Source organism: Chroococcidiopsis sp. SAG 2025 (genome assembly GCF_032860985.1).
Taxonomy (GTDB): Bacteria; Cyanobacteriota; Cyanobacteriia; order Cyanobacteriales; family Chroococcidiopsidaceae; genus Chroococcidiopsis.
Map to the genome: position 1 here is coordinate 5,444,431 of NZ_JAOCNC010000001.1, position 24,949 is coordinate 5,469,379.

Consider the following 24,949-nt stretch of genomic DNA (forward strand, 5'->3'; position numbering starts at 1 on the left):
AAAGATTTTGAAGATCCCCCAACCCCCTTAAAAAGGGGGCTTTGTTCTCTCTGTTTGATGGCAAGAAGCAGGCGAGGAGTTAGAAAAACAACGCCGTAAAAAGAGACTTTGTTCCCCCCTTTTTAAGGGGGGCTAGGGGGGATCGGATCTCTGGCAACGATCGATAGAATTAGTCTTGAGGGTTCTCGGCACAAATATTGCCAAACTCAAAGCTCTGACAACCATAAACAAAGCTAGAGACAACCAGAGTAGATGGCTGTTACGGAAATACCACGCAGCGATAGCCATTGGTGCAAATCCCAGCAAAGCAGCTGCAAGCACCGAAATTCTCAAAATCCGACCTGCGGTTAAGCCGAGAAAGTAACCATCCAGCATATAGGCGATCGCCCCAAATCCCAAAACTGGTAGCAACCAGCCTACATAACTGCTAATTCGTCCCAAAATTGCACTATGGTTAGTCAGTAACCCGAATAAGGGCATAGGAATGAGAATGAAGGCGATCGCAAACAGTATTCCTACGCTCAAACTTGCTGTTCCAGATACCCATATGAGTTGGGTTAATTGGGCGATCGCGCCTCTACCTAGAAAAACTCCGGCTAGGGTTTCAGTGGCGAAGGCAAGTCCATCAATAAAGTATGCTGTCAGCGTCACCACTTGTAACAGTACTGTGTTGGTAGATAAAATCTCCGTTCCCAAGGTCGAACTAAGATTGGTAAATACGGCAAATGTGGAAACTAAAGCAAAGGTGCGGACTAGAATTTCGCCATTCAGCGCGAATGCTGCCCGTAAATCGCTGAGATTGAGAATTTGGCTGATGAATGATGCTTTTGCTGGATGCTGATGTATTTTTACAAGTGAGATTTCTCGATTGATTAAAATCAGCCCTACCAATAACATGAGGTACTGAGCGATCGCCGTTCCTAGTCCTGCTCCCGTACTTTGCCATCCCCAGCGCACGATAAACACGTAATTTAGCACCACATTAGATAGATTACCGACAGCCGAGAGCAAAAATACCTTGCCACTTTGCGATCGCCCCAAGAACCAGCCAACGAGTACAAAGTTGAGCAAGGTTGCTGGTGCGCCCCAAATGAGAGCATCGTAATATGCTTGACCGGATGCTTTGACTTCTGGTGTCGCACTCAAAAGGGTAAAGCCTAGCATTCTCAAAGGCTGTTGCAAAACTAAAATCAATAATCCCAACGAGAGTGCTATTAAGCCGTTACGTAAGCCTATAAGTATGACTCCTTCTCGATCTTCCCGCCCGATCGCTTGAGCAGTCATCCCCGTTGTTCCCATCCGTAAAAAGCCAAATGTCCAGTAGATGTAATTAAATAGGACAGTTGCTAAAGCGACTCCTGCTAGGTAACGAATTTCCGGCAAATGTCCCAAAAAGGCGACATCCACTAACCCAGCTAAGGGAACCATGAGGTTAGAGAGAATGTTAACGATCGCCAGTTGGAAGAAGTGACGCAGAAAGCTAGAACGAGATGGCAATGCTTGTAAACCCCCTGCATACATTCCCCTACTGCTTAGCAAGTCAAAGGTTAAAAGTCAAAAGTCAAAATTGTGCAACTCACTATAATGTCTTTACCTAACTACCACAGTAGACGATTCAATCAATTTCTACATCGCTATTACTAGCCAGTTCTAGAACTCCGACTGTGTTGCAACTGGGCAACCGATCTGACTCATATAAGTCAAAGATTTTGCCGGGAGAGATTTGAGACATCATACGTCAAAAGGTGTAACTTATCATCCACAATGATTTGTGTAGCTTGCATACTAGATTGAAATTAGAAACATGACGGATAGTTCTTACATTTTTCTGGCTGGTGCGAGTCGCGGTGTGGGGCAGGAAATTGCTAAATGCCTGGTACAACAGGGTTTGCAGGTAAAAGCATTGTTGCGGACAGCGGCGGCGCAAGCGGAATTAGAAGCGATGGGAATTACGGTGGTTTTTGGCGATGCGTTGAATGTTGAAGACGTAGAACGGGCAATGCTGGGAGATTCCATCTCTACAGTTATTAGTACGATTGGCGGTCTACCAAAAGATGGAGTCAGAGCCGACTATTTAGGCAATAAAAATCTCATTAATGGAGCGGTGAAAGCAGGCGTACAAAAGTTTATTTTGGTATCTTCTATCGGGAGCGGCAATAGTGTAGTAGCTATACCTCCGCAGGCTTTAGCGACTTTGAAAGATGTTTTAATCGAGAAGGAACAAGCAGAAAATTATCTTGTGGCAAGTGGTTTGACTTATACAGTCATTCGTCCTGGGGGGTTGAAATCGGAACCAGCGACGGGTAACGGTTTGCTCACGGCAGATCCGCGTATTGCGGGAACGATTCATCGCGCTGATGTGGCTCAACTGATTTGTCGTTGTTTGAATTCGGAAAAAGCGAATAATCAAATTCTCTCTGCCGTGGATCGGGAAATGCTTTATACTCCAGCTCAATTTGAGGAGTTTAGTTTGAACTAAAAGCTTTCACCCAGCCGAGGCGAATAGACAACGACAGGGCGATCGCGGCAAGGGCAAACCAGACTATACTTTCTCCAGATGAAATGCTGTAGGCTTTCAACGATCCACCGATCCTTAAAGACTTCTACAGCGTATCTGTGCAACTGTAGAACGGGACACCCTCCAACTGGCTTCACCATATGCCTCAGTCTTTTGAGCGCATCATCATATTGGCAATAATACTGCTATTAGCAGCTTGTTCCTCGTCTAACTCATCCTCTACACCCCCGCCACTAAATAAATTATCGAAGACAGCTATATTCTCAATTGCTGGGCAGCATTTACATCTGCCCCTGGTAGCTGTATCTAGGGGCGGAGCTTCAAATGCAATGGTTCTATGTACCCCAGCAACCCGCTTCTGTTCGATCCCTTTTGATGAAATTGCAAAGCAAGCTACGGAGCCACGCAAGATCGTTCCCGTCAAAGCACTTGGGATAACACTGGAGAGCTACAACTACTATATGGACACTCGCGAGAACTTATACATACCAATACCGGAGCTATGTCCAAAGCTCTCGCAAAAATGGGCGCAAATTGCTTGCGACAAGGGAGCTGGAGGGGTGTTTGCACGCAATCTGCGTAATTTTATCCTTGTTGAAGAGGAATACTTAGAGCTGTTGCAGGACAGAATTCAAGGGTACAAGGAAAACTTGGGCGATATTGTCAAGAGAATGCCTCTAACGATAAAAACACCCACACTGGTATGCAACTCCAGTGCTGGGAAACCCAGGTATGGTTTGTGCATTAGCGCCTTGAAAGTCGGAAACAACTTGGTGGTAGTTTGGGTTCTCGGACACAGCGATTCACATAAAGCCGCATTGGAACAGCAAGCCAAGACAATCCGCGCACTCGTCCAGTTCGGGTTTGCTGAGAAGGAGGATTTCGCTGCACTTGAAGCCGTTCTTCACAACGCTCACGATTGACCAGTGAGAGCGATGTAATAATAGAATTTTAACTAAAGTTTCATGACCATTGCTCAGTCTGCAAAACCATCTAGCAGTAACATTGCTGTGACACTAAAACGACTCATCGATCTTTTAGAAGAGGATGAGACAGATGAGTATGGTATTTTGCAACCGAGTCAATCGGCGTTTAAGCTAGCCATGCGATTTGTTGTGGAAGCTTACGAAGCAATGGGCGATCGCTTTCCAAAAGCATCAGCGTCTACAGATGAGAAAGGTGGGATTAGACTGACATGGAGCAAGTTAGAACCTGAATGCGAAGTCAGACTAGTTTGCCCTGCTGATGCGGAGCAACAAGCGTATCTTTACCATGAATTAGGAGACACTTACGCTGTAGAACACAATGTAACAGCATCCATCTTGGTGCAGTGGTTGGAATGGCTGAATCAAGCGTGAACCAGTTTGAGCCGTTATTAGAGGATGCCATTGTTTATCGGGCGATACTGCGGAAACAGTGGATTGATGAGGATACAGGAAGGGTGAAGGCAGATGCCTATTTTCTACGAGCCAATGAGTATGGACTTTCCGTTAATTTGGCAAGCGTGTGTTCTCCAGAGCAATGTGCTGGCTTGTTTCGCAAGTGTTACGGGGTTGCAAGTCTTGAGGTTGGTCGTGTGAGAGAAATTGGTTTAGATGTAGAACAGGATTCCACAAACCATGCGAATATAATCAGGCTACCATATCGAGAAGATAACTTAGCTGAGGCGGAACGGTTAGCGGGTCTATTGGCAAAGCGATCGCGTATTGTATGGAAACCAGAGTGAAGCGATCGCTATTTTACTTCCAAATAGATCGATCGCTCCAAACATTTTTTGTTACAGAACCGTCATTTGTCATTTTGCGATGAGGAAGATGGCGAATTTGTAATTAAGTCGATCGCTCGTTCTTTTTGCGGATCTGCGCCTTGGGCATATTCTAGAGTAAAGGGAACGAGAATATCTGGGTTAATGGGCTTGCCTTCTAGTCTATATTTACCGTCAATTATCACGTCAGCAACGGCTAAATAAAGGACGCTGCCATCTGGCATGATAAAAGGACGACCTCCTACTACTGCGCCTGCTGTAGGGGAACCGACTACAGAGCCAATTTTATAGCGCTGGAAGCCAAACGCTAGAATTTCTTTACCGCTTCTACTACCTTCATTGACAACCATCACGACTGGTTTTTTCCATTGATAGTTTGCTGTAGATGGTTGGCGATCGCGTCCTGTCATGGTAACGCTGGGACCATTGGCAGTATATATATTAAGATAATTGGGCGATGCGCCACCCCATCCATCCCGCACGTCTAAAACTAACCCATCTGCATCTTTGAGGCGACCGTACATTAAATCTTCTTCAAGTTGCTGCTGGTATTCGTCACCTGCATACGACCAAATATGTACGTAGCCAATTTTTTTCCCTTCTTTTTGAATAATTTGGGTACTGGCTTGCTGTGCCTTGAGAAACATCGTCGTAGCATCATATATCTGCGGCGTAACCTCAATTTCTTGCTGAGTTTGAGTCTTGGCATTCCGCTGAATTGCGATCGCAACTGGCTTACCAATATTTGTAAAAGATTGGATTGGTTGGTAAGGTTTGCCATTGACGCTAATAATGCGATCGCCGACTTTCAATTTGGCTTTCGCCGCCGGACTTCCTGCTAAAATGCCGCTAATAAAAGTTTTGCCTTGAATCTCTTTGGTAAAAATACCAATCCCAGGATATTCAATCTTACCTTGGGGCAAGAATTTTTTTAACTGTTTCTGTAAGTCAGGATTACGTTTAGCAAAAATACCTAAAATTTGATAATAAGCTGGTTCATCTGCGGTGTAATAGCGCGTGTGAGAAGTTCGCAACTGGGATAGCATTTGATTGACAACGGTAGCAAATTCTGGTTTCGATTTCGCTCGAACTGCTTGAGACTTATATTGCTCTCGCATCGCTTTCCAGTCCACTCCATTCAATTTAGGATCGAAAAAGTTTTCACTAACCGTTTGCCAGACGCGATCGAATACCTGTGCTTGCGGTTTTGCTAGCAGCAATGGTATTGGTGAGACAAACCAGACTAGAAACAGAGTAGAAATACTAATTAAACAGGCGATCGCCCAACGATTTAACCGAGACAGTGTGAATCTCTGCATTATGGAAGGTTGAGAATTTCGAGCAGGATCTCTAGTCTAGTGCGATCGCCACTCTTATAACTGTCACGTTCTGGAGTTGTTGTAGCTGTATTGTTCGCGTCCTTTCCGCAGGCACGCCTCCGTTGGAGACTCAGGTTAATTTAGCGCGATCGCTCCTTATTTGAGGTAGTACAAGCAATAAGTGAAGAATAAGACTTATTGTAGATTTATCCACTGATAAGGGGTATAGAATGGCTACCTTAATGGCATGGTCTAAATTACTATCTCGTAAACGACTGGGAGAAACTTTTTTAGAAGCTTGCGAGGCAGAAATTCCAACACAAAATCGAACATCATTTCAAAGAGACTTCGATCGCATTGTTTTCTCTTCTTCTTTTAGAAGATTAAAGGATAAAACACAAGTCTTTCCTCTATTTAATAACGATTACGTTCGCAACCGCCTCATTCATAGTTTAGAAGCATCTTGTGTGGGACGTTCCCTCGGCACGATTGTCGGGGAAGAAATTATTAAAAGACATAGTAACAGTTTGCGTGACTATATTGCCTCTGATTTTGGCGATATTATTGCTGCCGCTTGTCTAGCGCACGATATCGGCAATCCGCCATTTGGACATACTGGTGAAGATGCGATTCAAGAGTGGTTTAAATCGGTTCGCGCTCAGCCAGTATTACAACAGTTAAATCTACAACAACAAGCCGATCTGACCTGCTTTGAAGGTAATGCCCAAGGATTCAGAATTATAACTCAAAAAGAGAAACAAGCCGATCGCATTGGTATGCAACTTACCTATGCAACATTAGGAACTTTCATGAAGTATCCTAGAGAATCTTTGATTTCTAGCGATATTTTTCCACAATATCAAGGTAAAAGTACAGCTAAGCACGGCTTTTTTCAAGCAGAAAAAAATTTAGTCGAACAAATTGCCGCTGAAGTTGGTTTGATTCGTCGCGATGCAAACTCTGCTTGGTGGTGTAGGCATCCACTCGTATTTTTGATAGAAGCGGCTGACGATATTTGCTATCATATTGTCGATCTAGAAGATGGCTTTCGCATGGGTTATATTACTTATGAAGAAGCGGAAAACTTATTAATGGCTCTGCTTCAAGAAGATAATCTGGAGTATTTAGGCAGCGATCTATTAGACAATATTAAATATTTACGTTCTAAAGCAATACATCAATTAATTTTGGAAGTCAAGCATGTTTTCCTAGATTTCGAGTCAGACATTCTGTCAGGAGAATTTGACGCACCTTTAACATCAGTCATTCCTTCGGCAAATAGTCTTAAAGAAATTGTAGATATTACCCGGAGAAAAGTATATGAATCTTGTGAAGTTATTGAGGTTAAAGTAGCAGGCTATGAAGTTTTAGGAGGATTGTTAGAAGAATTTATTACTGCTATTAGTCAAGAGCAATTTTCTAAGAGCTATTTAATTAAAAAATTACTACCTAATTTTAAAGCAGATGATGAAAACTTAGATTTATACAAGAAAATTTTGAAAGTCACAGATTATATTTCTGGCATGACTGATTCTTATGCCGTATCAGTTTATAAAAAAATCAAAGGAATTTCTCTGCCTCGGAGCGGGAAGTAAGCCGCAACTTAGTTCTTGTTAGTAAAGTCTTGATGTATCCTCGGATAGTATGAGATCGCGCGTACTATTGAAAGAGAAATCCAGCCAACAGTAAAGGTATCAGCAACAAAGCAGAGATAATTAACAGTAAAGTACCTGGTTCGATTTTGATTTCGTTTTTATCAGGTTCGCGCATTTTGCACCTACAAGTAAACACTTATACTACTTCAGGATAAAAGATTTTTGACTGCTATTTAAAGCCCTTTTAAGTTGAGAAATGTAAACATAGCTTGCCTCAGATGAGCATGAATGAGGTTGAATTTGGTTTGGATGAGCTAACTTACAGGCAGAATATGAGGCGATCGCATGAGAAAACTGTATTTCTTAGTACCGGGAACGGGTGGGAAGTTTGCCTGTGGTGGGCTGTGGGCGGAGTTAAAAACTCTAAATCTGGCAAAACAGATTTGTGATGCAGCAGCCGTAACATATCGTCAGCGAGAAAAGGATACGCCGTTCTTACAAGATCTATTGCAAAGTAATTTGAATGCAGATGATGTCATATTTGTACTGAGTTGGGGATTTGATGTCGCCAAACTCGCTAATCAGCTCAAACAATATCATGCGATCTATCATGCCCATAGTACGAATTATGGATTTAGGCTTTCAGCCAATATTCCAATTATTACCGTCAGCCGTCATACGATGGGGTATTGGGGACAGCGATCGCCACATTCACTAATTTATTATTTGCCCAACCAAATTAGCGATGAGTTTCAAAATTATAATCGCCAGCGCGATATAGACGTTTTAGTTCAAGCACGGAAATCCTCTCAATATCTCATCCAAGAATTAATTCCTGCTTTAGAACAAAGCTGTCGCGTCGTCGTCGTGAATTCTTATGTTGAAGATATAGCAGAACTATTTAATCGGGCTAAAGTGTACCTATATGATTCAGCAGAATATTGGGCGCAACAGGGTGTAACTGAAGGTTTTGGACTACAACCTCTAGAAGCGATGGCATGTGGTTGTCAAGTTTTTTCCAGTGTAAATGGTGGTTTATCCGATTACTTAGATCCTGGTTTTAACTGCTATAAAATTGCTGGATATGCGCGGGAATTTGACGTGCAGCGGATTCTCCAAGTTATAGAACGTCCTCAATTACCTTGTCTCTCTGAGGCTATTTTAGCTGAGTATCGGACTGAGAATATCTTGAAACGCCTACAGGTCATTTTGCAAGATATTAATAACTTTTTTGACAAACGATCGTCTTACGTTCATCCAATTCGAGATTTAACCCCGACAAGAATTGCTCAGCTAAACTTACAAAGATTCATGAGTAAGTTGAGCAAAAAATATTTTAAAGCGCGATAGGAGAATGCGATCGAATGCTTACTCTGCCAAATTTTGCACCGCTGCTAATAAGTGCTGGTGTACCGATTCTGATGCAGCCACTATGAGTCCTGGTAAGCTGTAGTCCTTACAGGTGTGCAAAGGAGGGGGAACAGAACCACTATGAGTGGTGACAATACAACCAGCTTCTCTGGCAAGAAAAGCGAGTGCAGCACCATCGATGAATTTACCAGAGGCGATCGCTGCTCCAGCTATTTCACCAGTTAAAATACCGTTGAGGTTAGGAACTTGAATTTCCCGCGAGTAGGCAGTGGCTATATCTATGACTTCGTAGTCCTGTTGTTTCAATCGCGATTGAAGCGCACTCATCCCCCATCCTAAGAGAATAGTTGGTTTTGGCTGCTCGACTCGTAATGGTTTACAGGCTGCTAAATCCTGTGTCAAAGTTCCTTGGAAAGCGCCTTCGCCACGTAGCGCGTAGTAGTAGGTATTTTGGGCGGGAGAGATGGCTATGACTGCTTCAAAGTCATCCCAATTAAGAATGCTGAGAATGATTTGATAATTTGCATGTCCGTCGAGGTAGAACTGAGTCCCGTCTATGGGGTCTAGCGTCACGAGATAGTCACCCTCGCCACCCAGATCGATCGCGCGGAAATATTTTGTATTGCGCGATTGTTCGTATTCTTCTCCGTAAAAGCGGATGTGAGGAAAGTTTGCCAAAAGTGCCACTTCCACTAGATTTTGAATCGCCAGATCTGCATCGGTCAAAGCCGCAGCAAAGAAATTATCTCCTTCTCCTTTTGCAGGGAGTGCGGCAATCTTAGATTGAATCCGATCCGCGTAGGCTGTTGCTACTTGAAGATGGGGAAATAAATTTTCGACGATCGCGCGTGGACTCGGTGTCTCTGACATGAAATTCAACTGCTAGAGGACTGAGCAATATTAGCAAAACCTCAAACTCTTGGCAGCGTCTCTAGAACACAAATTGCAACGCAAATTTCCACAAATTTAATTTTTTTCCAGGCAACGAATAGCGACTAAAAGACCCCTAGCTTTATTGAGAGTTTCTTCATATTCTTTGTCTGGGTCAGAGTCGGCTACTAGACCAGCACCAGCTTGAACGCTAGCAGCACCATCACGCACAACCATAGTACGAATGGCGATCGCGCTATTTAACTGCCCTTCAAAGTCGTAATAACCATAGACCCCAGAATAAACCCCACGACGGCACGTTTCTAGTTCGTGAATAATTTCCATTGCTCGAATTTTTGGCGCACCGCTGACCGTACCAGCCGGAAAACAAGCTTTGAGCAAATCCCATGCTTTCTTATCTGGCGCGAGTTCTCCTACAACATTGCTAACAATGTGCATGACGTGGGAATAGCGCTCGATGACCATTAATTCATCAACTTTCACCGTACCGCTTTTACACGCCCGTCCCAAATCGTTACGCCCTAAGTCAACTAACATGACGTGTTCGGCAATTTCTTTCGGGTCTTGCAATAAATCTGCGGCAAAGGCTGCATCTTCCTGGGGTGTTTTTCCCCTCGGACGAGTCCCGGCAATCGGGCGCAAAGTCGCCACCATTACCCCGTTTGGATCTCGTTCTGCTTTCACCATCACTTCAGGACTAGAACCGATAATTTGCCAGTCTTGGAAGTGGAAATAAGCCATATAAGGCGAGGGGTTAATCAGCCGCAGAGAACGATATAAAGCAAACGGATCTCCCTCGTAGGTTGTCGTAAGGCGTTGGGAGAGGACGACTTGAAAAATATCGCCAGCTTTAATGTATGCCTTTGCCTTATCGACGTTGGCACAGAATTGTTCCTTGGTAATGTTACTCGTGTAATTTAAGGGGAGTCGGGAGTCGGGAGTCGGGAGTCGGGGGTCGTCTTGCTTTCTTACTTCTTCTGGCGATTGCCATTCTAAAACTGTATCCCGATGGGAAAGAGGGAGTTGGAGTTTCTCAACCATTTGACGCACGCGATCGCCTGCTTGTTGATATGCTTGCTGTAGAGACGTTACATGTAACGTCTCTACATGGCGCACGTCGGCATAGGCGATCGCCCAGATTTTGCGCTTGACTTGATCGAAAATGAGTAATTGGTCTATCTGCATCCACAAGCCATCCGGCAGGTCGCTTTCTGTTGCTGGATAAACTGGAACCCTGGGTTCGATCCAACGGATCAATTCGTATCCCCAGAACCCAAACAAACCGCCAATACCAGGGGGAAGTTGAGGTAACTTCACCGGATGATAAGGTTCTAAACACGATGCTAGGGCAGCAAACGGATCGCCCTCAATCGTGACTTGCGTACCGTCGCGATAAGTTTGAATCGTGCGATCGCCTTTTGCCGCTAAAGTCCATAGCGGATCGCACCCCAAGAAGCTATAGCGCCCAATATTTTCGCCTCCTTCGACCGATTCCAACAAAAAGCTATAAGGCTGACCCGCACACACCTTATACCAAGCAGATACAGGTGTATCTAAATCCGCTACCCATTCTTGGTAAACCGGAATGAAGTTACCTTGTGTCGCTAACTGCTGAAATTGAGCAAAATCGGGAAAGACCATGATTGTAAGTCGTAAGTCGTAAGCCGTAAGTCGTAAGAATGTAGGGTGGGCAATGCCCACCCCACTCAGAAAGTTTTATATTATTGCCTTTTTTATCAACAAAAAACAGAGACTAGAAACTAAAAACTAGAAATCGTAATGTCCCTAGCCCCTAGTCTCCAGTCCCTAGCCCCGATTAGGGTGCGTCGTATGGCTGTACGCCGCTGAACTTCAACTTGGCTGGGCTGGGGTTGCTGCCAATGTTGCGATCGACGTAACGTACTTTTGGACGACCTTGGTTGACTTTTTCTGGGAAGACACCATCAGCTGGATGAATCATCTGAGTTTCCCCATTAGGATAAACTCGATAGATTTTGTAGTCGTTAATTTTGAATTTCGCCCGCAGTTGTTGCCCGCCCAAAGCGATACCATACTCTTTGCGAGCAATTTCTAGCTTATTTTTGCCCTGCCGCATGATGGCTGAACCACCTGTTGGCATTTCAAAAACTTGCTCCTTGGGGCTAGTCCAAGTGATAACGTATTTTTCTTCTCTTTCTGCTTTGGTCAGCAAGCCACCAGTGCCGCCACCAAATATAGGTGTTTGTCCCTCAAGTGTTTCTGCCATAGATTTCTCTCTCAAGGTTTTTAGGGCATCCTATCACTGAGATAGCGTCTATTTAGCCAGTATGTAAGGAACTGTAACAGTTTGTCAGGGAGTAGGGAGCAGGAGGCAGGGGGCAGAGGAGCAGAGGAGCAACTTACGACTTACGATTTACCATCAACTATTCCACAGTCGGAACTGTAAAGTGAAACGTACTCCCTTTGTCTTTTCCTGCTGATTCTGCCCAGATTTTCCCGTTCCAGCTATTGACAATTTGACGACAAATTGCTAAGCCTAAACCCGTACCTCCTGCGGTGCGACGGAGCGCGCCTTCTTCTTGGTAGAAGCGATCGAAAACAATTTCGAGCCGATTGGGTTCAATACCGCGTCCGGTGTCGGAAACGGTGACTTCTAGCGTCGTGCCACCGTTGGTACGTGCGGCGATCGCGATCTGTCCTGTGGGAGGCGTAAACTTGCAGGCGTTATCCAACAGTTTAGCGATTAACTCTACCAACCAGTCTCCATCAACCCTAATTAGAGGAAGTTGGACTGGAATTGTGCTGACGATCTGCGGTAAATCGTCTGGGTTAGAACGGGTGCGGACGCGGCTGAGGGCAAGCTCGACGCACTCATCTAAGGGTAAAGTTTCAGGATGCCATTCTACCCGTCCGCTTTCTAAGTTGGAGAGGGTGAGAAAATCTTGGACTAATTTGCGCATCCGCTCGGAGTCGGTAAGGGCAGTGCTGAGCATGACTTGCCGCAATTCCAAGGGCATATCTGGCTCGGTGGCAAGGCTTTCCAAACAAACTTGGATCGTCGAGAGGGGGGTACGCAGTTCGTGTCCAGTAATCGCGATGAGGTTGCTGCGGGTGCGATCGAGCGCCTCTAATTGCTGGTTGAGGTCTTCTAGATTTGCGTAAGCTTCGGCTTGAATCAATGCTGCGCCTACCTGAGTGGCGATCGCTTCGACTAAAGAAGTTTCATCTGCCGTCCACTGGTGTGGTTGGAAACCACAATAATGAGATTCGACTATTCCCAATAACTTACCTTGGTACAACACTGGCATTAACAACCAAGAACGAATATCCAGCTGTTTTACGAGCTGTTGTAGCAGGGGTGAATCAGTCACGCGGGAGTCAGTTTGAGTATCGACAATACAGATCGATCCTTGCTGACAAGTCATTTCTTGAAATAAGGGATTTTTTTGTAAAGGCATGACTTTTCCTACCACTGAGGAAATGCCAGGTTGTAAATATTCGTGAGCGATCGCCACCCTATCATCGTTAGCTTGGGCGCGATAAATCAAGCAGCGGCAGGCAGCCAGGGCAATTCCCAATTCGCGGACTGCGACTTTCAAAATTTCTTGGGGATGTAACGGTAGTCCAGTGGCGCTACCTTTGCGAATCGCAGCGGTAATCGAGTTGATGAGGCGTTCTTTCCGTTCTTGGGCAGCAATCGAGCGGTAGGCTTTGAGTAATTTGTACTGTCCGGCTTGCAGGTACGTTACTAATCTCTGGACGAAAGGATTGGTATCGATCGCCGCAGGATCTAGCGAGGGTAAAGTAATGGGGGCAGCAGTTTTAGACTTTTTCGCTGACGATCGCCTTTGTGGAAATATACCGAAGCGATCGCGCGCGAGTTCGATTTTAGCGGCTAATTCTGGTCTGTAATGTAAAATGCGTTGAAGTAATAGCTCGGCTGCGATACAGCTAATTTGTCGCTCGGAAGTCCAGATACCTTCAAACTGGCGGGTGGGGTCCATATCCACCGCTGGCAAATGAGGTGAGGGTTTAATCTGGACTATGCTGGGGCGTTCGCGACAAATCAGGCAAGTGCTATAATTTTGCCCGATCGCGACGAGATGCCATTCTTGACTTAATGATTCTGTTGGATCGAAGGCGATCGTTTCGTAGTATTCGGAAGCATTCGTAAAATCTGTCTCCGGTGCTGCTAGTACGTAGACTTGATTCGTTTGCCGAGCAAGGCGTTTGTAGCGGTGGGCTTCTTGACGATAGAAGCGTTCCCGCTGAAAGCTAGCAATCAGCAACGGTTGGTCTGAAGTCGAGGCAAGCACTTGGTCTTCCATCGCATGGGACAAAGCCGTTAAAGAAGCTTTGAAATAAACTTGGGTTCTCAGTTGAGGTACTGCTACTAGCAGATCGCTTAGCACAGAAGTCAAATTGCTCATGACTGTGTTTGTCGATCGCGTTACCTGCGTACCATCCTGCCAGGAGAACTAGGAAGCGCGATCGCTGCTTGCTTGCATCGAGGGTTCTCTATCAACCATCCTACCGATACTGGGGACTAGGAGCTAGTAGTCAGTTATCAGGGAGCAGGGAGTAGGGAGTAGGAAGTAGGGGAAAAGAGCTGAGGGAGCGATCGGGAGCTGAGGAGCATGGGGGAGAAAATACCAATTACCAATTATCAATTACCAACAATATCCTTAGATAGATAGATGTTGTAAAAGTCAAGTAAAAATAGTATAAGTTAATCTTTAGAACTAAAAATTCTAAGTATATAAACCTATAGAGGGTTGCATCTAGGCGAGTTTGTGCCTTTTATTAAAACTTATTAAGCGATGAGAGAAATCTTCTGTCGTTTGCGAGTTAGAAGGCTGCCAATTTGCTTCGGCAGCATTCTTCAGATCGATTCGTAGTTACTGCTAAATTGCAAGAAAAAATGAAAATCGCTCAGATTGCTCCTCTGTGGGAACGAGTCCCTCCCTTTCGCTACGGTGGTATTGAATTAATCGTTAGTTTACTGACTGACGAATTAGTTCGGCGCGGTCATGAAGTCACGCTGTTTGCTTCTGGTGACTCGATTACTACAGCTCAGCTCAAGTCAGTCCACAATAAAGCATTACGTCTCGATCCCAGTGTCAAGGAACCAGGACTTTACGAGCAAATGATGCTGTTCGAGGTTTTTAGCAACGCCGATCGTTTTGATATTATTCATTCCCATGTTGGCTGCGCTGCCTTGCCTTACACTGGTTTTGCGAAAACGCCTACAGTACATACAACTCACGGGATTTTTACTCCTGATAATGAAAAGATGTTTCGGCGTTTTGCTTGGCAACCATACATCAGTATTAGCGAAGCGCAACGAGAACCTCGTCTGGGGTTAAATTACATTCAGACTATCTATAACGGTATTGATACCTCTATCTATCCGTTTCAGGCTCAACCTAGTCAACCAGCTTATCTGGCTTTCGTCGGTCGCATATCTCCTGAAAAAGGTCCGATTGAAGCGATGAAAATAGCCCGCGCTGCTGGTTTACCATTAAAAATGGCTGGCAAAGTCGATCCGGTGGATCGAGAATATTTTCGCGATCGCGTTGAGCCATTAATTGATGGTGAGCAAATTCAGTACCTTGGGGAAGTATCTCATGAAGAGAAGGCTCAGCTTTTGGGTGGAGCTACAGTAACTTTGTTTCCGATTACCTGGCGAGAACCGTTTGGTCTAGTCATGATTGAGTCAATGGCAACAGGCACGCCTATAGTTGGCATGGGTTTGGGTTCCGTACCAGAAGTGATTGCTCATGGTAAAACAGGCTTTGTTTGTCATTCTCTAGAACAAATGGTGGATGTGATTCCCGATGCTATGAAAATAGATCGCCAAACATGTCGCGACTATGCGATCGATCGCTTTAGCGTCCAAGCGATGACGAGCGCATATGAAAAGGCGTATCAAACTTGGAAGGGGTAGGAGAAAAGTCAAAATTGAGCAGACGGTTGACAGTTGACAGTTGATGGTTGACAGTTGACTACTCCCTGCTCTCTGCTCCCTGATAACTGTTTGCCTTTGTTACTTTATGAGTTGACCCCTGTATTGAAAGCTAAGATTTTTTAACTTTATTGCAAACATCTTTAATGAGTTGTATTTCTATTTAAAATCTGTTTACAATAGTTTACATCATGCGAATTAGTGTAATTAATTATTGCTGACGCTTATAGAAACTACAGAGATAAGCTGCAACTTTAAGCGCAAAAGTCAGAGAGAAAAAGTTGTTGCTGAAGGTAGTAAAGCCAATAAAAAAATTGCGATCGCAGGCTCTACTAAGAAGGTTGATAATAATAAAACTGGGTCGCACACCTATAACAGCAAAAAGCCTTTGGTATGATACTGGATACGATAGCAACGCAAGACAGATTAGAAATAAGTGGTAGAGTATTCGTTCCCGCAGAACAATTGCCAATTCCAGAATGGCCCTGCGTGTTGAGCGAAAGACCACAGCCGACTTTGACGATTAAAGACGACGATCTATTTTTGGTGACAGATACGCTAGGAAATATTGCTGGCGGCTGTTATAGCAATGATAGTGCAGCTAGCATGGGGTTATTTTGCTGCGATAGCCGATTTCTAAGTCGCTTAGAATTACAGATTGAGGGGCGATCGCCTGTTTTACTCAGCAGTACCGCCGATAAAGGGTTTTCCCTTTCAGTCTTATGTACTAATCCTACAGTAGACAATCGCTTGAAAGCTGACACCCTTGGCATTCGTCGCGAACTGGTTTTGAATGGAGCACTATTTGAAGAAATAGAAATTTCCAACTACAGCACGAGTGCCGTCAGCGTTTCTATTAGCCTGAGTTTTGATGCTGATTTTGTCGATTTATTTGAAATTCGCGGCTTCAATCGAGAAAAGCGCGGTAAATTGCTACGGCTTGCCGCAGTAGATGGAAGAAGACAGAGGGACAACAGAGCTGATGGAGCTGAGGAAGCAAGGGAGAAGTCGCAAGTCGCAAGTCGCAAGTCGCAATTAGATCGCGCACCACTCTCATTTCCGACTCCCACTCTCCCACTCCCGACTCCCGATTCCCAACTACCAGAAACGCTCACCCTTGCTTATCAGGGTTTAGATAATTCCATCATGGAATCGCGGTTGCAGTTCCAACACACTCAGCCAGATTCATTCAAAGGCTATACGGCAATTTGGCAGCTAGACTTAGCTTCCCACGAAACCAAAAAGCTCGGTTATCGATTGTCAATGACAATTAACGATCGCTCGGCATCTACCGTTCACGCTCCCAATACGTTAGTCCAAGCAAGAGCAGCAGAAGACTCAGAGGAACAGCACTGGTGTCAGCAAAGCACGCGAATTCGCTCTGATAAAGCTGATTTCAATCATGTCGTCGAGCGAGCCGAGCAAGACATGTATTTGTTACGGCAATCTTTTGGTAAGTATAAAACTGTTTCCGCTGGCGTACCTTGGTTTTCTACTTTATTCGGACGAGATTCGCTGATCGCGGCGGCTCAAACTTTAATGTTAAATCCGTCGATCGCCCGCGAAACTCTAATTTTACTCGCAGCTTATCAAGGCAAAACTGAGGACGAATGGCGGGAAGAAGAACCAGGCAAAATTCTACATGAAATCCGCATGGGAGAAATGGCACGTTGCCAGGAAATCCCCCATACGCCTTATTACGGTACGATCGATGCTACTCCTTTGTGGTTAATGCTCTATGCCGAATACTTTGCCTGGACTCACGACTTAGAAACCCTAGATCGTTTGTGGTCAAATGCTCTAGCAGCAATGGATTGGATCGATCGCCGCCTCAAGCCAACGGGATATTTATCCTACTTCCGCAAGTCACGCGGAGGTTTAGCCAATCAAGGTTGGAAGGATTCTGGCGATTGTATAGTTAATCGTCAAGGAGAACTAGCCACAGGGGCGATCGCTCTATGCGAAGTGCAGGCTTATGTCTACGCAGCAAAAGTGCGACTGGCAGAAATTGCTCGGATGAAGAAGCGGCTCGATCTTGCCGAAAAGTGGCAGGATGAAGCCAGAGAGCTGAAAGTTCAATTTAATCGCGATTTTTGGCTGTCTGACCAGGATTTTTGCGCATTGGCGTTGGATGGGGAAGGCAAACCAGTAGATAGTATTACCTCTAATCCCGGGCATTGTTTGCATCTAGGCATTTTTACACCTGAAAAAGCCTACAGCGTTGCCGAACGGCTCCGAGCGCCTGATATGTTTAACGGTTGGGGAATTCGCACTTTAAGCAGTTTATCCCCTGCCTATAATCCGATGGGCTACCATCTCGGTTCGGTCTGGCCTCACGATAATTCTCTAATCGTGCTGGGACTGCGATCGCTTGGGCTAGTGGATCAAGCCTTGGACGTATTTCAGGGGTTATTCGATATGACACTTCAGCAACCCTACCAGCGTCCACCAGAACTATTCTGCGGCTACGAACGCAATGGCGATCGCGCTCCCGTCCAGTATCCCGTGGCTTGTTCTCCCCAAGCTTGGGCAACGGGAACCATTTTTCAGTTATTGCAAACAATTATCAATCTCGTACCTGATGCCCCAAATAATTGCTTGCGAATCATCGATCCGGCTTTACCAGACTCCATCAATCGCCTATCCATACACAATCTACGTGTCGGTCCTACCTTACTCGACCTAGAATTCGAGCGTGCTGGCAATACGACTGCCTGTCGCGTGGTCAAAAAACGCGGCAACCTGCGTGTGGTGATCGAAGCGTAAGAGAGGATAGGAGTGAGGAGCGAGGAGTGAGGGAAAGAAGTCGGGAATCGGGAGTCGGGAGTCGGGAATCGGGAGTCGGTGATAACTGGTAACTGGTAACTGATAACTACTCCCTGCTCCCTATTCACTGACCACTGACAACTGACAACTGATAACTGATGCCTCATCAAGTATGATTAACACTAGAGTTGTTTTGTGAATTTGTTGTAACAGATTGTTATGGACGCTATTTTGACACTGGGTTGGGTTGGATTGCTGGTAACTTTTACTTGGTCTATTGCTATGGTCGTTTGGGGTCGTAACGGACTGTAATAAATCCCGTGGATACAATACCAGTTTTCAACATTCTGGCGATCGCGGCGTTTGGTCTTTTACTGGCTGTCACTGGTGGTATCGGCTACCTGACACTGGTAGAATGGCGCGATCGCCGTCGTCGCGATCGGGAAAACAAAGAACTTCGTCGTTCTAGCAAAGCAAAGAAAAGAGGGGCTAAGAGTTAGGGGTTAGGAGTTAGAGGAAGAGAGTCGATGGAGAAAAGTCAATTCGCAATTGAAACACTCATCACCCACCACTTACCACGTTCTTTCCCTCACTCCTCACTCCTAGCTCCTCACTCCTAATTCACCGTTCTCCACGACGAATGAAGCAAGCGTTCTCACACTGGCTTCGGGTTGCCGGATGGTTGAGACAATCCGATAGTTGGTTACTAGGCGATCGCGTGTCAAGTGGCATCGAACGTACCCCCGATAAGTTCCGTTAAAAAATTTGGTGTGGGGGTTTCTGCTCATCGCGATCGTCGCAGTCGGAATGAACTGCTTGGGGAAATTGGAAGAGATAGAAGTGCCGACAAACTCAGTGCCAACGGTGGGGGAATTAGGATTTTTAAAGTCAAGTTTGAGGTCGTGTACCCAACTGGAATGCACGTCGCCTGTAATCACGATAGGGTTAGCAGGTTGGCGTTGTGCTAGAAATTTTAGCAATCGCTGACGCGCTTCGACATAGCCGTCCCACTGATCGAGGTTGAATAACTCCGAACGAGAGCGCGGATCGACATCGAATTGAGCGAGTACGGTTTGTTGAGCCAGAATATTCCACCGTGCTGCGGAGCGAGTTAAGCCTCGAAATAACCATTGTTCTTGCTGGTGTCCCATCATCGTCGCGTTAGCAGCGAAAGCTTCCTGACAGCGAGATTTAAATCCGCCGCCGCAGGGCTGCTGAGTCCGGTACTGGCGCGTATCTAAAATATTGAATTCAGCTAAGTCACCAAACGTAAAGCGCCGATAGAGCTGCAACCGAGAGCCTTGGGGTACGCGATCGCGTCGTAAGGGCATATGCTCGTAATACGCTTGGTAAGCAGCCGCCCGCCGCCGCCCAAAAGCAGATGGCGAGTCGCCGAAGCTAGAGCGATCGCCTGCATAGTTATTTTGCACCTCGTGGTCGTCCCAAGTCACGATCCAAGGAAAGGCAGCATGAGCCGCTTGAAGGCTGGGATCGGTTTTATATAAAGCGTAGCGGTTGCGATAATCGGCAAGGCTAACAGCGGCGGGAGTACGGTGCGATCGCACGCTATCGGTGCGGGAGCCGCCATCATAGATGTAGTCACCTAGAAAGACAACTAGCTCCACATCTTCCTTGGCTAAGTTTTGATGTGCCGTATAATAACCGTTCTGCCAATCTTGACAGGAAGCAAAAGCAAAAGTTAGTTGTCCGAGTGCCTCATTCAGCGCGGCAGTGGTGCGCGTGCGTCCAATTGGACTTTCGGCATCCCCTGCTTGAAATCGATACCAATACCAACGTCCGGGTTGCAACCCTTCTACCTCAACGTGGATGGCGTGGGCGAGTTCTGGAGTGGCGATCGCTTCTCCCTGCTGGACGATTTGCCGCATATTTTCATCATCTGCCACTTGCCACTGGACGACAACCGATTCGGCAGGCATCCCGCCACCTTCAAGCGGATCGGGTGCGAGGCGAGTCCAAATGACGACACTCTCTGGCAGCGGATCGCCGGAAGCTACGCCCAACTTAAACGGATACTGGGAGAATTTCGGTTTCGCGATCGCCGTTTTTGTCTGCCACTGACTCGCGATCGTTCCAGCCGCCAAAGCCGCTGTACCAAGCAGCAACTCCCGCCGCTGCAATTTGTTATTCGTCATTTGTTATTCGTCATTTGTAACAAGTGATGCGTGTTGATAGGGTGTAGGGTGTAGGGTGTGGGAAGTGTGGGAGGACACTCGAAGAATTTGCTCTCTCAGCTCTCTTTCTCTCCCTCAGCTTCCTCAGCTCCCTCAGCTCCCTCAGCTTTCTTTTCTCCCTTGTCTTCTTTCCCTCACTCCTCACTCCTCACTCCTCACTCCTACCGCGACAGCAATTGTACGATTGTTAAGCCAAGGGCGATCGCCACTGTCAAGCCAGTGATCGTGGTAAAGTTACGGATCATTTGCAACTGGCGCTCGGTATCGCGCAAAGAGGATTGCGTCAGACGTAACTCTGTTTCAAGGTTTTGTTGTTTTTCAAAATATTGGGGACTAAAGCCAGCTTGCTCTAATTTTTGAATAAAATCTTCTAATTCTGCATTTAATTTAGTATCGACAATTTCGCTAATTGCCGCGTGCGTTGCCTCGTCAGCCGTCCATTCTTGCCAAAAATGCTTCAGTCGCTTCGACACCTCTTCCCGTAATTCGCTGACTTGCTTGGCGAGTTCGGCATTGTAGTTACTTAAATGAATATCCGCGCTACCGAGTTCGTCTTGTAAATGTGTTAATTCTCCTTTAAATTCTCGCCAACGGACATCAATTGCAGTTTCGATCGCCGCTAGACGTAAGTTAACATCCGTTTCTAAGTTGATGAGGTCTGCTTTATTTGCTTTGACCTGTTCTAGATTTGCTTGTAATTGTTGGTATGATTGCCCTAGAGCAGCAAATTGAGCTGGAATTTGTGTGAGTGAATCTAAGACAGCAAATGATTGTTTGAGGCGATCGCGCAGCTCTGTTAGTTCTTGTTCCACAGACAATAGTTCGGTCAAATTATTTTTCATAAGATTTTTTTGACTCAGGCTTTAATTCGGACTTTAAATAAATTATCCAAAATTCTTCAGTTGCGCCAAACTTTGACGAAGAGCAATGATTTTCTCGTTCAAAGCATTGCAGTTTTCACTAACGGCACGAAGATCCCTGATTTGTTTTAGGACTAACAAAGTGCGATAAGGTTGCGAGCTATTGCCAAATAAGCGCAAAGCTTCTGTAAGTAAAAAAGATAAATCTTGGTTCTGGTTCCAAGGAGCATTGATATGGGTTAACCAGTTAAAGGCAGTAGCTGGATCGACATCTACGCCCGCTTGGTAAAATAACAGTAAATCATCAGACGACAATTTCTGGTCAATTCCTGCTTGAAAGCCAACACCGAGATGTCTTAAGGCTGCATTGCGGTCTGGTGAGTGGCTCTGAGACGACAAAACGCCAGCTAGGTAAAGGGCAGATAAATTGAGCGGTTTTTCCCACAGCTGTTGCTTAACGTAAGCTAGCAATTCTTCTACCCAATTTTGACTGATGGCAAGGTGAATCGTTTCTGATAGAGACTCAGGATCGAAACGATCTAATTGTTGTTCTACCTGACGCTGCCATAGCGACAGCACCTTAGTCTCCGCAGCTACAGTAGTTTTGGTAATTGGCATCCCTTGGATGCGCTCGGTATTCCGCCCGGTAATTTTTCCGCTAATTTTCTCCAGTAACCCAGGACCAATTTGAGTGTATCCTTTGTGTACGGCACGAATCACGTTGACCAGTTCTTCGGCAGGGGTATCTTTCAACAGATAACCCTTGGCTCCAGAGCGCAACGCTTCAGCTAAGTATTCCTCGTCGTCGTAGCCGCTAAGAACGATCGTTTTTGTGGCTGGAAAGCGTTCGGAAATGATGCGCGTTGCTGTCACTCCGTCCATTCCAGGCATCCGAATATCGATCAGCGCGATATCGGGATTGAGCATGTCTACTTGTTCGATTGCCGCTTGACCGTCGCTAGCACTGCCGATAATATCCATCTCAGGATCGAGTTCTAGCAATGCTTTCAGCCCTTGGCGAATCAGTTTTTGATCGTCTACCAGCAAAATCCGAATCATGCAGCAAACATTGACAAGTTAAAGGGTGGTGACTGGCAAGAGGTTGGCGATCGCTTGCAGTAAGTCGTCCGTGCAAAAGGGCTTGGTAAAATACTCCGTCGCACCCAGACTGAATGCTGTTTGCCGATGCCACTGATTTTCCCGCGAGGTCAATACGATGACTGGGAGTTTTTGCCATTGGGAGGAAGCACGGATTTCCCGTAGTAAGGATAACCCATCTACGCGGGGCATCTCCAGATCGGAGATGGCTAGGTCGAAGCGTTCCTCTGAGGAAGAGAGCTTTTCTAGAGCCTCTTGCCCATCACGACACTGTACTACTTTATACCCTGCTGCCGTGAGAATCCGCTCTAAAATTCGCCGAAATGCGATCGCGTCATCTACGATCAAAATTTTGGGAATCTCTTCAGTTGTAGCTGAAAATGTCTCCTGTCGGCTGCTTTCTTGACGAATTGTTGCTGGTGCAACCGAAAACTGAGATAGCAGTTCTTGAAACCGATCGGGTGAGAGAACGGGAACGATTTCCCCCGTACCCAGCACCGTACAACCGAGCAGGTAATTCGGTACTTTCACTGTAGCGTCAAAAGGCTTGAGAACTAATTCTCGCTCTCCCAACATCTGATCTACAGCCAGCACGACTGTCTCTGCCTCAATCTCCAACACGAGTCCCAAACGTTGGCCTAGTTCGGTAGCGCTCGCCCCGCGCCGCCATTGGTAAGGTAAAAACTGTGCCAGATAGTATAGTCGAGCTGGGAGATTGCGCCAAGCGATCGTGCTGCCATGCTGCAATCCCGTTCCGCACTCCGACAAGACGACAACCTCTTTAACCTGAGAGGCAGGAAATGCCAAGGTTTGCTGCTGGCATTTACATAATAGCAGCGGCAAAATATTCAAAGACATGGGAATGCTAATGCTAAACTTAGTCCCTTGCCCTGCCGTAGTTTCCACGCCAATCGTGCCGCGCAAGCGCTCGACTTGCAGGCGGACGATATTTAGTCCTAAACCGCGCCCTGATAAAGTCGTAACTGTGGTGGAGGTGGAAAAACCAGAACGAAACAAAAATTCCAAAATTTGCTCTGAAGAGAGTACAGCAGTTGAGTCGCACAGTCCGAGTGCTTCAGCTCGTTGTCGCACTGCGGTCAAGTCAATACCGCGCCCGTCATCAGCAAGAGTAATAATCAGTTGATTACCTTCAGTTACAGCAATCAGACTCATCCGCGCTATGGGAGATTTACCACTTGCCTGCCGCTCTGAAGAAGATTCGATTCCGTGGTCGAAAGCATTGCGGAATAGATGCAACAGGGGAATTTTCAACTGTTCGAGGATCGCCCGATCGATCGTGGTTTCCCGTCCTTCGATCGCCAACTGAACGGATTTGCCGTAGCGTTGGCTGAATGATTGTTGGGCAGCGGCAAACTGGTTTGCCAAGCTGCCAAACTTAACTAGGCGCGACTCGGTTAAATCTCCGCGTAAATCGTCGAGTTGCTGGCGTAACTCTACCAAAGCTTCCCGCATTTCTAGAGAAATAAATTCCACATCCGCCCTAGCTTCTTGCACCTGGACGATCAGCTCTTGCAATTCTTGTAAAGAATCAGATGTGGGTATTTGGTAAGTCGTAAGTCGTAAGTCGTAAGTTGTAAGTCGGGAGTGGTTAGTGGTTAGTGGCTGGTGGCTAGTAGTAGATAGGATGTGGGGTGTGGGGGAGCCAGCGCCGTGCGGGGGTGTCCCCCGTTGAGGTGACTGGCGTTGTGGGGTGTGGGGTGTAGGGTGTGGAGATTGTAAATTTCTTTCTCCCTCAGTTCCCCCTACTCCCCAGTTCCTCTGCTCCTGGTCTCCTCTGCTCTCTTCCCCCTGCTCCCTGCTCCCAGCTCGTCCCTGCTCCCTGCTTTTCCTACCAAGTGCAGCAAGTTGGTTGTAAAGAGCTTGCATGTCTTCGCTAAGGGGGTTGAGCTGGGCAGCCCGCTGTTTTAGCGTTAGATCGACCTGATGTAGCTGTTCTTGGTACAAAGATAACCGTTCGTAACTGATAAACAACTCGCCGATAGTGTTATCGATCCGCTCCAGTCGCGATACGGGTATTTTTAAATTTAAACTGCGGATGCCGGAGGCGATCGCCAGGGAATCGTTCAGGAGTTGGGAATCAGTAGGAGGAAACTGCGGTGCGCTCGGATTGAAGGTTTGGGAGTTGGGGAGCAAAAATTCTTCTCCAGTTACCTCAGCTCTAGGACTCGGGGGCAGCGATTGCAATAAATTTTCAATTGCTGTTGTTGTAGGTAGTAAGGTCGTTGCTTCTAAGCGATCGACTCCTTCGGGATTGCCGATCGCAGTGACAATCAAGCTACCGATCTGTTCGATGCTCAGGGAGATCAACTCATGGGCTAACTCCTGCTGCTCTACCCGTTCGTGCTGTAAGGCTTGTAATAGGTCTTCTAGGTGATGGGATAGGCGGCTGAGCGTGGTAAATTGAGCGATTCCCGCTCCACCTTTAAGGGAATGAGCTGCCCGCAGCATGGTGGAATATAACCCGCTCAAATTCACTTCGGGATCTGTTGCTTGCAACTGGCGAATTCCCTGTTCCAAGACTGACAATTGGTCTGGGGCATCTTCGTACAGGAAGCATGTGCGTATTTCTTGAGTAATTGCTTCTAAGCTTGCAGCATCCAGCACCATAG

21 protein-coding genes are annotated in these 24,949 nt (G+C 46.2%); 10 read left to right on the top strand and 11 right to left on the bottom strand.

Going from position 1 to position 24,949, the window contains the following annotated elements; translation table 11 throughout:
* Positions 1-132: 132 nt before the first annotated feature.
* Positions 133-1,521: a guanitoxin biosynthesis MATE family efflux transporter GntT gene (gene gntT, locus N4J56_RS26815; RefSeq protein ID WP_410500604.1), complete on the bottom strand. Its 1,389-nt coding sequence runs from the start codon at positions 1,519-1,521 to the stop codon at positions 133-135.
* A gap of 283 nt (positions 1,522-1,804) precedes the next feature.
* Between gntT and N4J56_RS26820 the strand changes: the two genes are divergently transcribed.
* A complete protein-coding gene (locus N4J56_RS26820; RefSeq protein WP_317109219.1) occupies positions 1,805-2,479 on the top strand; it encodes an SDR family oxidoreductase in 675 nt (224 codons plus the stop codon).
* Between the two features lie 184 nt (positions 2,480-2,663).
* On the opposite strand, the gene N4J56_RS26825 is transcribed toward N4J56_RS26820, so the two are convergent.
* Positions 2,664-2,942: a hypothetical protein gene (locus N4J56_RS26825; RefSeq protein WP_317109220.1), complete on the bottom strand. Its 279-nt coding sequence runs from the start codon at positions 2,940-2,942 to the stop codon at positions 2,664-2,666.
* 136 nt (positions 2,943-3,078) lie between these two features.
* On the opposite strand from N4J56_RS26825, the gene N4J56_RS26830 reads away from it, so the two are divergent.
* From N4J56_RS26830 to N4J56_RS26840, 3 genes are read left to right on the top strand one after another with little or no spacing between them, the layout of a single operon-like run.
* The gene (locus N4J56_RS26830; protein ID WP_317109221.1) at positions 3,079-3,441 is read left to right on the top strand and encodes a hypothetical protein; all 363 of its coding nucleotides are present in this window, start codon (positions 3,079-3,081) and stop codon (positions 3,439-3,441) included.
* A gap of 42 nt (positions 3,442-3,483) precedes the next feature.
* Entirely contained in the window at positions 3,484-3,876 is a 393-nt protein-coding gene (locus N4J56_RS26835) for a hypothetical protein (protein ID WP_317109222.1), read from the top strand.
* Positions 3,858-4,244 (top strand): hypothetical protein, encoded by a 387-nt coding sequence (locus N4J56_RS26840; protein ID WP_317109223.1) that lies wholly within the window; start codon positions 3,858-3,860, stop codon positions 4,242-4,244. The genes N4J56_RS26835 and N4J56_RS26840 overlap by 19 nt, the downstream gene beginning before the upstream one ends.
* Before the next feature lie 62 nt (positions 4,245-4,306).
* Here N4J56_RS26840 and N4J56_RS26845 read toward each other — a convergent pair whose 3' ends face one another.
* On the bottom strand, positions 4,307-5,602 hold the full coding sequence (locus N4J56_RS26845) for a S41 family peptidase (RefSeq protein WP_317109224.1): 1,296 nt from the start codon (positions 5,600-5,602) through the stop codon (positions 4,307-4,309).
* A 242-nt stretch (positions 5,603-5,844) separates the two neighbouring features.
* On the opposite strand from N4J56_RS26845, the gene N4J56_RS26850 reads away from it, so the two are divergent.
* Together N4J56_RS26850 and N4J56_RS26855 are read left to right on the top strand one after the other, a co-directional pair.
* On the top strand, positions 5,845-7,197 hold the full coding sequence (locus tag N4J56_RS26850; protein ID WP_410500605.1) for a deoxyguanosinetriphosphate triphosphohydrolase: 1,353 nt from the start codon (positions 5,845-5,847) through the stop codon (positions 7,195-7,197).
* A 345-nt stretch (positions 7,198-7,542) separates the two neighbouring features.
* A complete protein-coding gene (locus N4J56_RS26855) occupies positions 7,543-8,547 on the top strand; it encodes a glycosyltransferase (RefSeq protein ID WP_317109226.1) in 1,005 nt (334 codons plus the stop codon).
* 18 nt (positions 8,548-8,565) lie between these two features.
* On the opposite strand, the gene N4J56_RS26860 is transcribed toward N4J56_RS26855, so the two are convergent.
* The 4 genes from N4J56_RS26860 to N4J56_RS26875 form a co-directional block, all read right to left on the bottom strand.
* The gene (locus N4J56_RS26860) at positions 8,566-9,438 is read right to left on the bottom strand and encodes an inositol monophosphatase family protein (protein WP_317109227.1); all 873 of its coding nucleotides are present in this window, start codon (positions 9,436-9,438) and stop codon (positions 8,566-8,568) included.
* A gap of 96 nt (positions 9,439-9,534) precedes the next feature.
* Positions 9,535-11,100 carry an anthranilate synthase component I gene (gene trpE, locus N4J56_RS26865; RefSeq protein WP_410500606.1) on the bottom strand — a complete coding sequence of 522 codons (1,566 nt, stop codon included), beginning with the start codon at positions 11,098-11,100 and terminating at the stop codon, positions 9,535-9,537.
* 175 nt (positions 11,101-11,275) lie between these two features.
* Positions 11,276-11,704 carry a photosystem I reaction center subunit II gene (gene psaD, locus N4J56_RS26870; RefSeq protein ID WP_015156676.1) on the bottom strand — a complete coding sequence of 143 codons (429 nt, stop codon included), beginning with the start codon at positions 11,702-11,704 and terminating at the stop codon, positions 11,276-11,278.
* Positions 11,705-11,861: 157 nt separating this feature from the next.
* Positions 11,862-13,868, bottom strand: a complete 2,007-nt coding sequence (locus N4J56_RS26875) for a DICT sensory domain-containing protein (protein WP_317109229.1) — start codon at positions 13,866-13,868, stop codon at positions 11,862-11,864.
* Positions 13,869-14,359: 491 nt separating this feature from the next.
* Between N4J56_RS26875 and N4J56_RS26880 the strand changes: the two genes are divergently transcribed.
* The 4 genes from N4J56_RS26880 (at position 14,360) to N4J56_RS26895 (ending at position 18,669) form a co-directional block, all read left to right on the top strand.
* Positions 14,360-15,385 carry a glycosyltransferase family 4 protein gene (locus tag N4J56_RS26880; protein ID WP_317109230.1) on the top strand — a complete coding sequence of 342 codons (1,026 nt, stop codon included), beginning with the start codon at positions 14,360-14,362 and terminating at the stop codon, positions 15,383-15,385.
* A gap of 411 nt (positions 15,386-15,796) precedes the next feature.
* The gene (locus tag N4J56_RS26885) at positions 15,797-18,169 is read left to right on the top strand and encodes an amylo-alpha-1,6-glucosidase (protein ID WP_317109231.1); all 2,373 of its coding nucleotides are present in this window, start codon (positions 15,797-15,799) and stop codon (positions 18,167-18,169) included.
* A 219-nt stretch (positions 18,170-18,388) separates the two neighbouring features.
* On the top strand, positions 18,389-18,481 hold the full coding sequence (petN, locus tag N4J56_RS26890; protein WP_015156680.1) for a cytochrome b6-f complex subunit PetN: 93 nt from the start codon (positions 18,389-18,391) through the stop codon (positions 18,479-18,481).
* Positions 18,482-18,489: 8 nt separating this feature from the next.
* Positions 18,490-18,669, top strand: coding sequence for a hypothetical protein (locus N4J56_RS26895; RefSeq protein WP_317109232.1), 180 nt, complete (start codon positions 18,490-18,492; stop codon positions 18,667-18,669).
* Positions 18,670-18,771: 102 nt separating this feature from the next.
* Here the strand turns inward: N4J56_RS26895 and N4J56_RS26900 are convergent, their stop codons facing one another.
* The 4 genes from N4J56_RS26900 to N4J56_RS26915 all read right to left on the bottom strand — a co-directional run bounded on the left by N4J56_RS26900 (position 18,772) and on the right by N4J56_RS26915 (position 24,947).
* Positions 18,772-20,322: an alkaline phosphatase D family protein gene (locus N4J56_RS26900; protein WP_317109233.1), complete on the bottom strand. Its 1,551-nt coding sequence runs from the start codon at positions 20,320-20,322 to the stop codon at positions 18,772-18,774.
* A 200-nt stretch (positions 20,323-20,522) separates the two neighbouring features.
* Positions 20,523-21,203, bottom strand: a complete 681-nt coding sequence (locus N4J56_RS26905; protein WP_015156682.1) for a hypothetical protein — start codon at positions 21,201-21,203, stop codon at positions 20,523-20,525.
* A 42-nt stretch (positions 21,204-21,245) separates the two neighbouring features.
* The gene (locus N4J56_RS26910; protein ID WP_317109234.1) at positions 21,246-22,280 is read right to left on the bottom strand and encodes a response regulator transcription factor; all 1,035 of its coding nucleotides are present in this window, start codon (positions 22,278-22,280) and stop codon (positions 21,246-21,248) included.
* A gap of 18 nt (positions 22,281-22,298) precedes the next feature.
* The gene (locus N4J56_RS26915; RefSeq protein WP_317109235.1) at positions 22,299-24,947 is read right to left on the bottom strand and encodes a response regulator; all 2,649 of its coding nucleotides are present in this window, start codon (positions 24,945-24,947) and stop codon (positions 22,299-22,301) included.
* Positions 24,948-24,949 lie beyond the last annotated feature (2 nt).

Excerpts from the sequence above, each read along its gene's own strand:
- N4J56_RS26910 (WP_317109234.1), bottom strand. The coding sequence starts at position 22,280 with ATGATTCGGATTTTGCTGGTAGACGATCAAAAACTGATTCGCCAAGGG.
- gntT (WP_410500604.1), bottom strand. The coding sequence starts at position 1,521 with ATGTATGCAGGGGGTTTACAAGCATTGCCATCTCGTTCTAGCTTTCTG.
- trpE (WP_410500606.1), bottom strand. The coding sequence starts at position 11,100 with ATGGTCTTTCCCGATTTTGCTCAATTTCAGCAGTTAGCGACACAAGGT.
- N4J56_RS26850 (WP_410500605.1), top strand. The coding sequence starts at position 5,845 with ATGGCATGGTCTAAATTACTATCTCGTAAACGACTGGGAGAAACTTTT.
- N4J56_RS26915 (WP_317109235.1), bottom strand. The coding sequence starts at position 24,947 with ATGGTGCTGGATGCTGCAAGCTTAGAAGCAATTACTCAAGAAATACGC.
- N4J56_RS26885 (WP_317109231.1), top strand. The coding sequence starts at position 15,797 with ATGATACTGGATACGATAGCAACGCAAGACAGATTAGAAATAAGTGGT.
- N4J56_RS26860 (WP_317109227.1), bottom strand. The coding sequence starts at position 9,438 with ATGTCAGAGACACCGAGTCCACGCGCGATCGTCGAAAATTTATTTCCC.
- N4J56_RS26845 (WP_317109224.1), bottom strand. The coding sequence starts at position 5,602 with ATGCAGAGATTCACACTGTCTCGGTTAAATCGTTGGGCGATCGCCTGT.
- N4J56_RS26875 (WP_317109229.1), bottom strand. The coding sequence starts at position 13,868 with ATGAGCAATTTGACTTCTGTGCTAAGCGATCTGCTAGTAGCAGTACCT.
- N4J56_RS26880 (WP_317109230.1), top strand. The coding sequence starts at position 14,360 with ATGAAAATCGCTCAGATTGCTCCTCTGTGGGAACGAGTCCCTCCCTTT.
- N4J56_RS26855 (WP_317109226.1), top strand. The coding sequence starts at position 7,543 with ATGAGAAAACTGTATTTCTTAGTACCGGGAACGGGTGGGAAGTTTGCC.
- N4J56_RS26905 (WP_015156682.1), bottom strand. The coding sequence starts at position 21,203 with ATGAAAAATAATTTGACCGAACTATTGTCTGTGGAACAAGAACTAACA.
- N4J56_RS26820 (WP_317109219.1), top strand. The coding sequence starts at position 1,805 with ATGACGGATAGTTCTTACATTTTTCTGGCTGGTGCGAGTCGCGGTGTG.
- N4J56_RS26835 (WP_317109222.1), top strand. The coding sequence starts at position 3,484 with ATGACCATTGCTCAGTCTGCAAAACCATCTAGCAGTAACATTGCTGTG.
- N4J56_RS26840 (WP_317109223.1), top strand. The coding sequence starts at position 3,858 with ATGGCTGAATCAAGCGTGAACCAGTTTGAGCCGTTATTAGAGGATGCC.
- psaD (WP_015156676.1), bottom strand. The coding sequence starts at position 11,704 with ATGGCAGAAACACTTGAGGGACAAACACCTATATTTGGTGGCGGCACT.
- N4J56_RS26900 (WP_317109233.1), bottom strand. The coding sequence starts at position 20,322 with ATGACGAATAACAAATTGCAGCGGCGGGAGTTGCTGCTTGGTACAGCG.
- petN (WP_015156680.1), top strand. The coding sequence starts at position 18,389 with ATGGACGCTATTTTGACACTGGGTTGGGTTGGATTGCTGGTAACTTTT.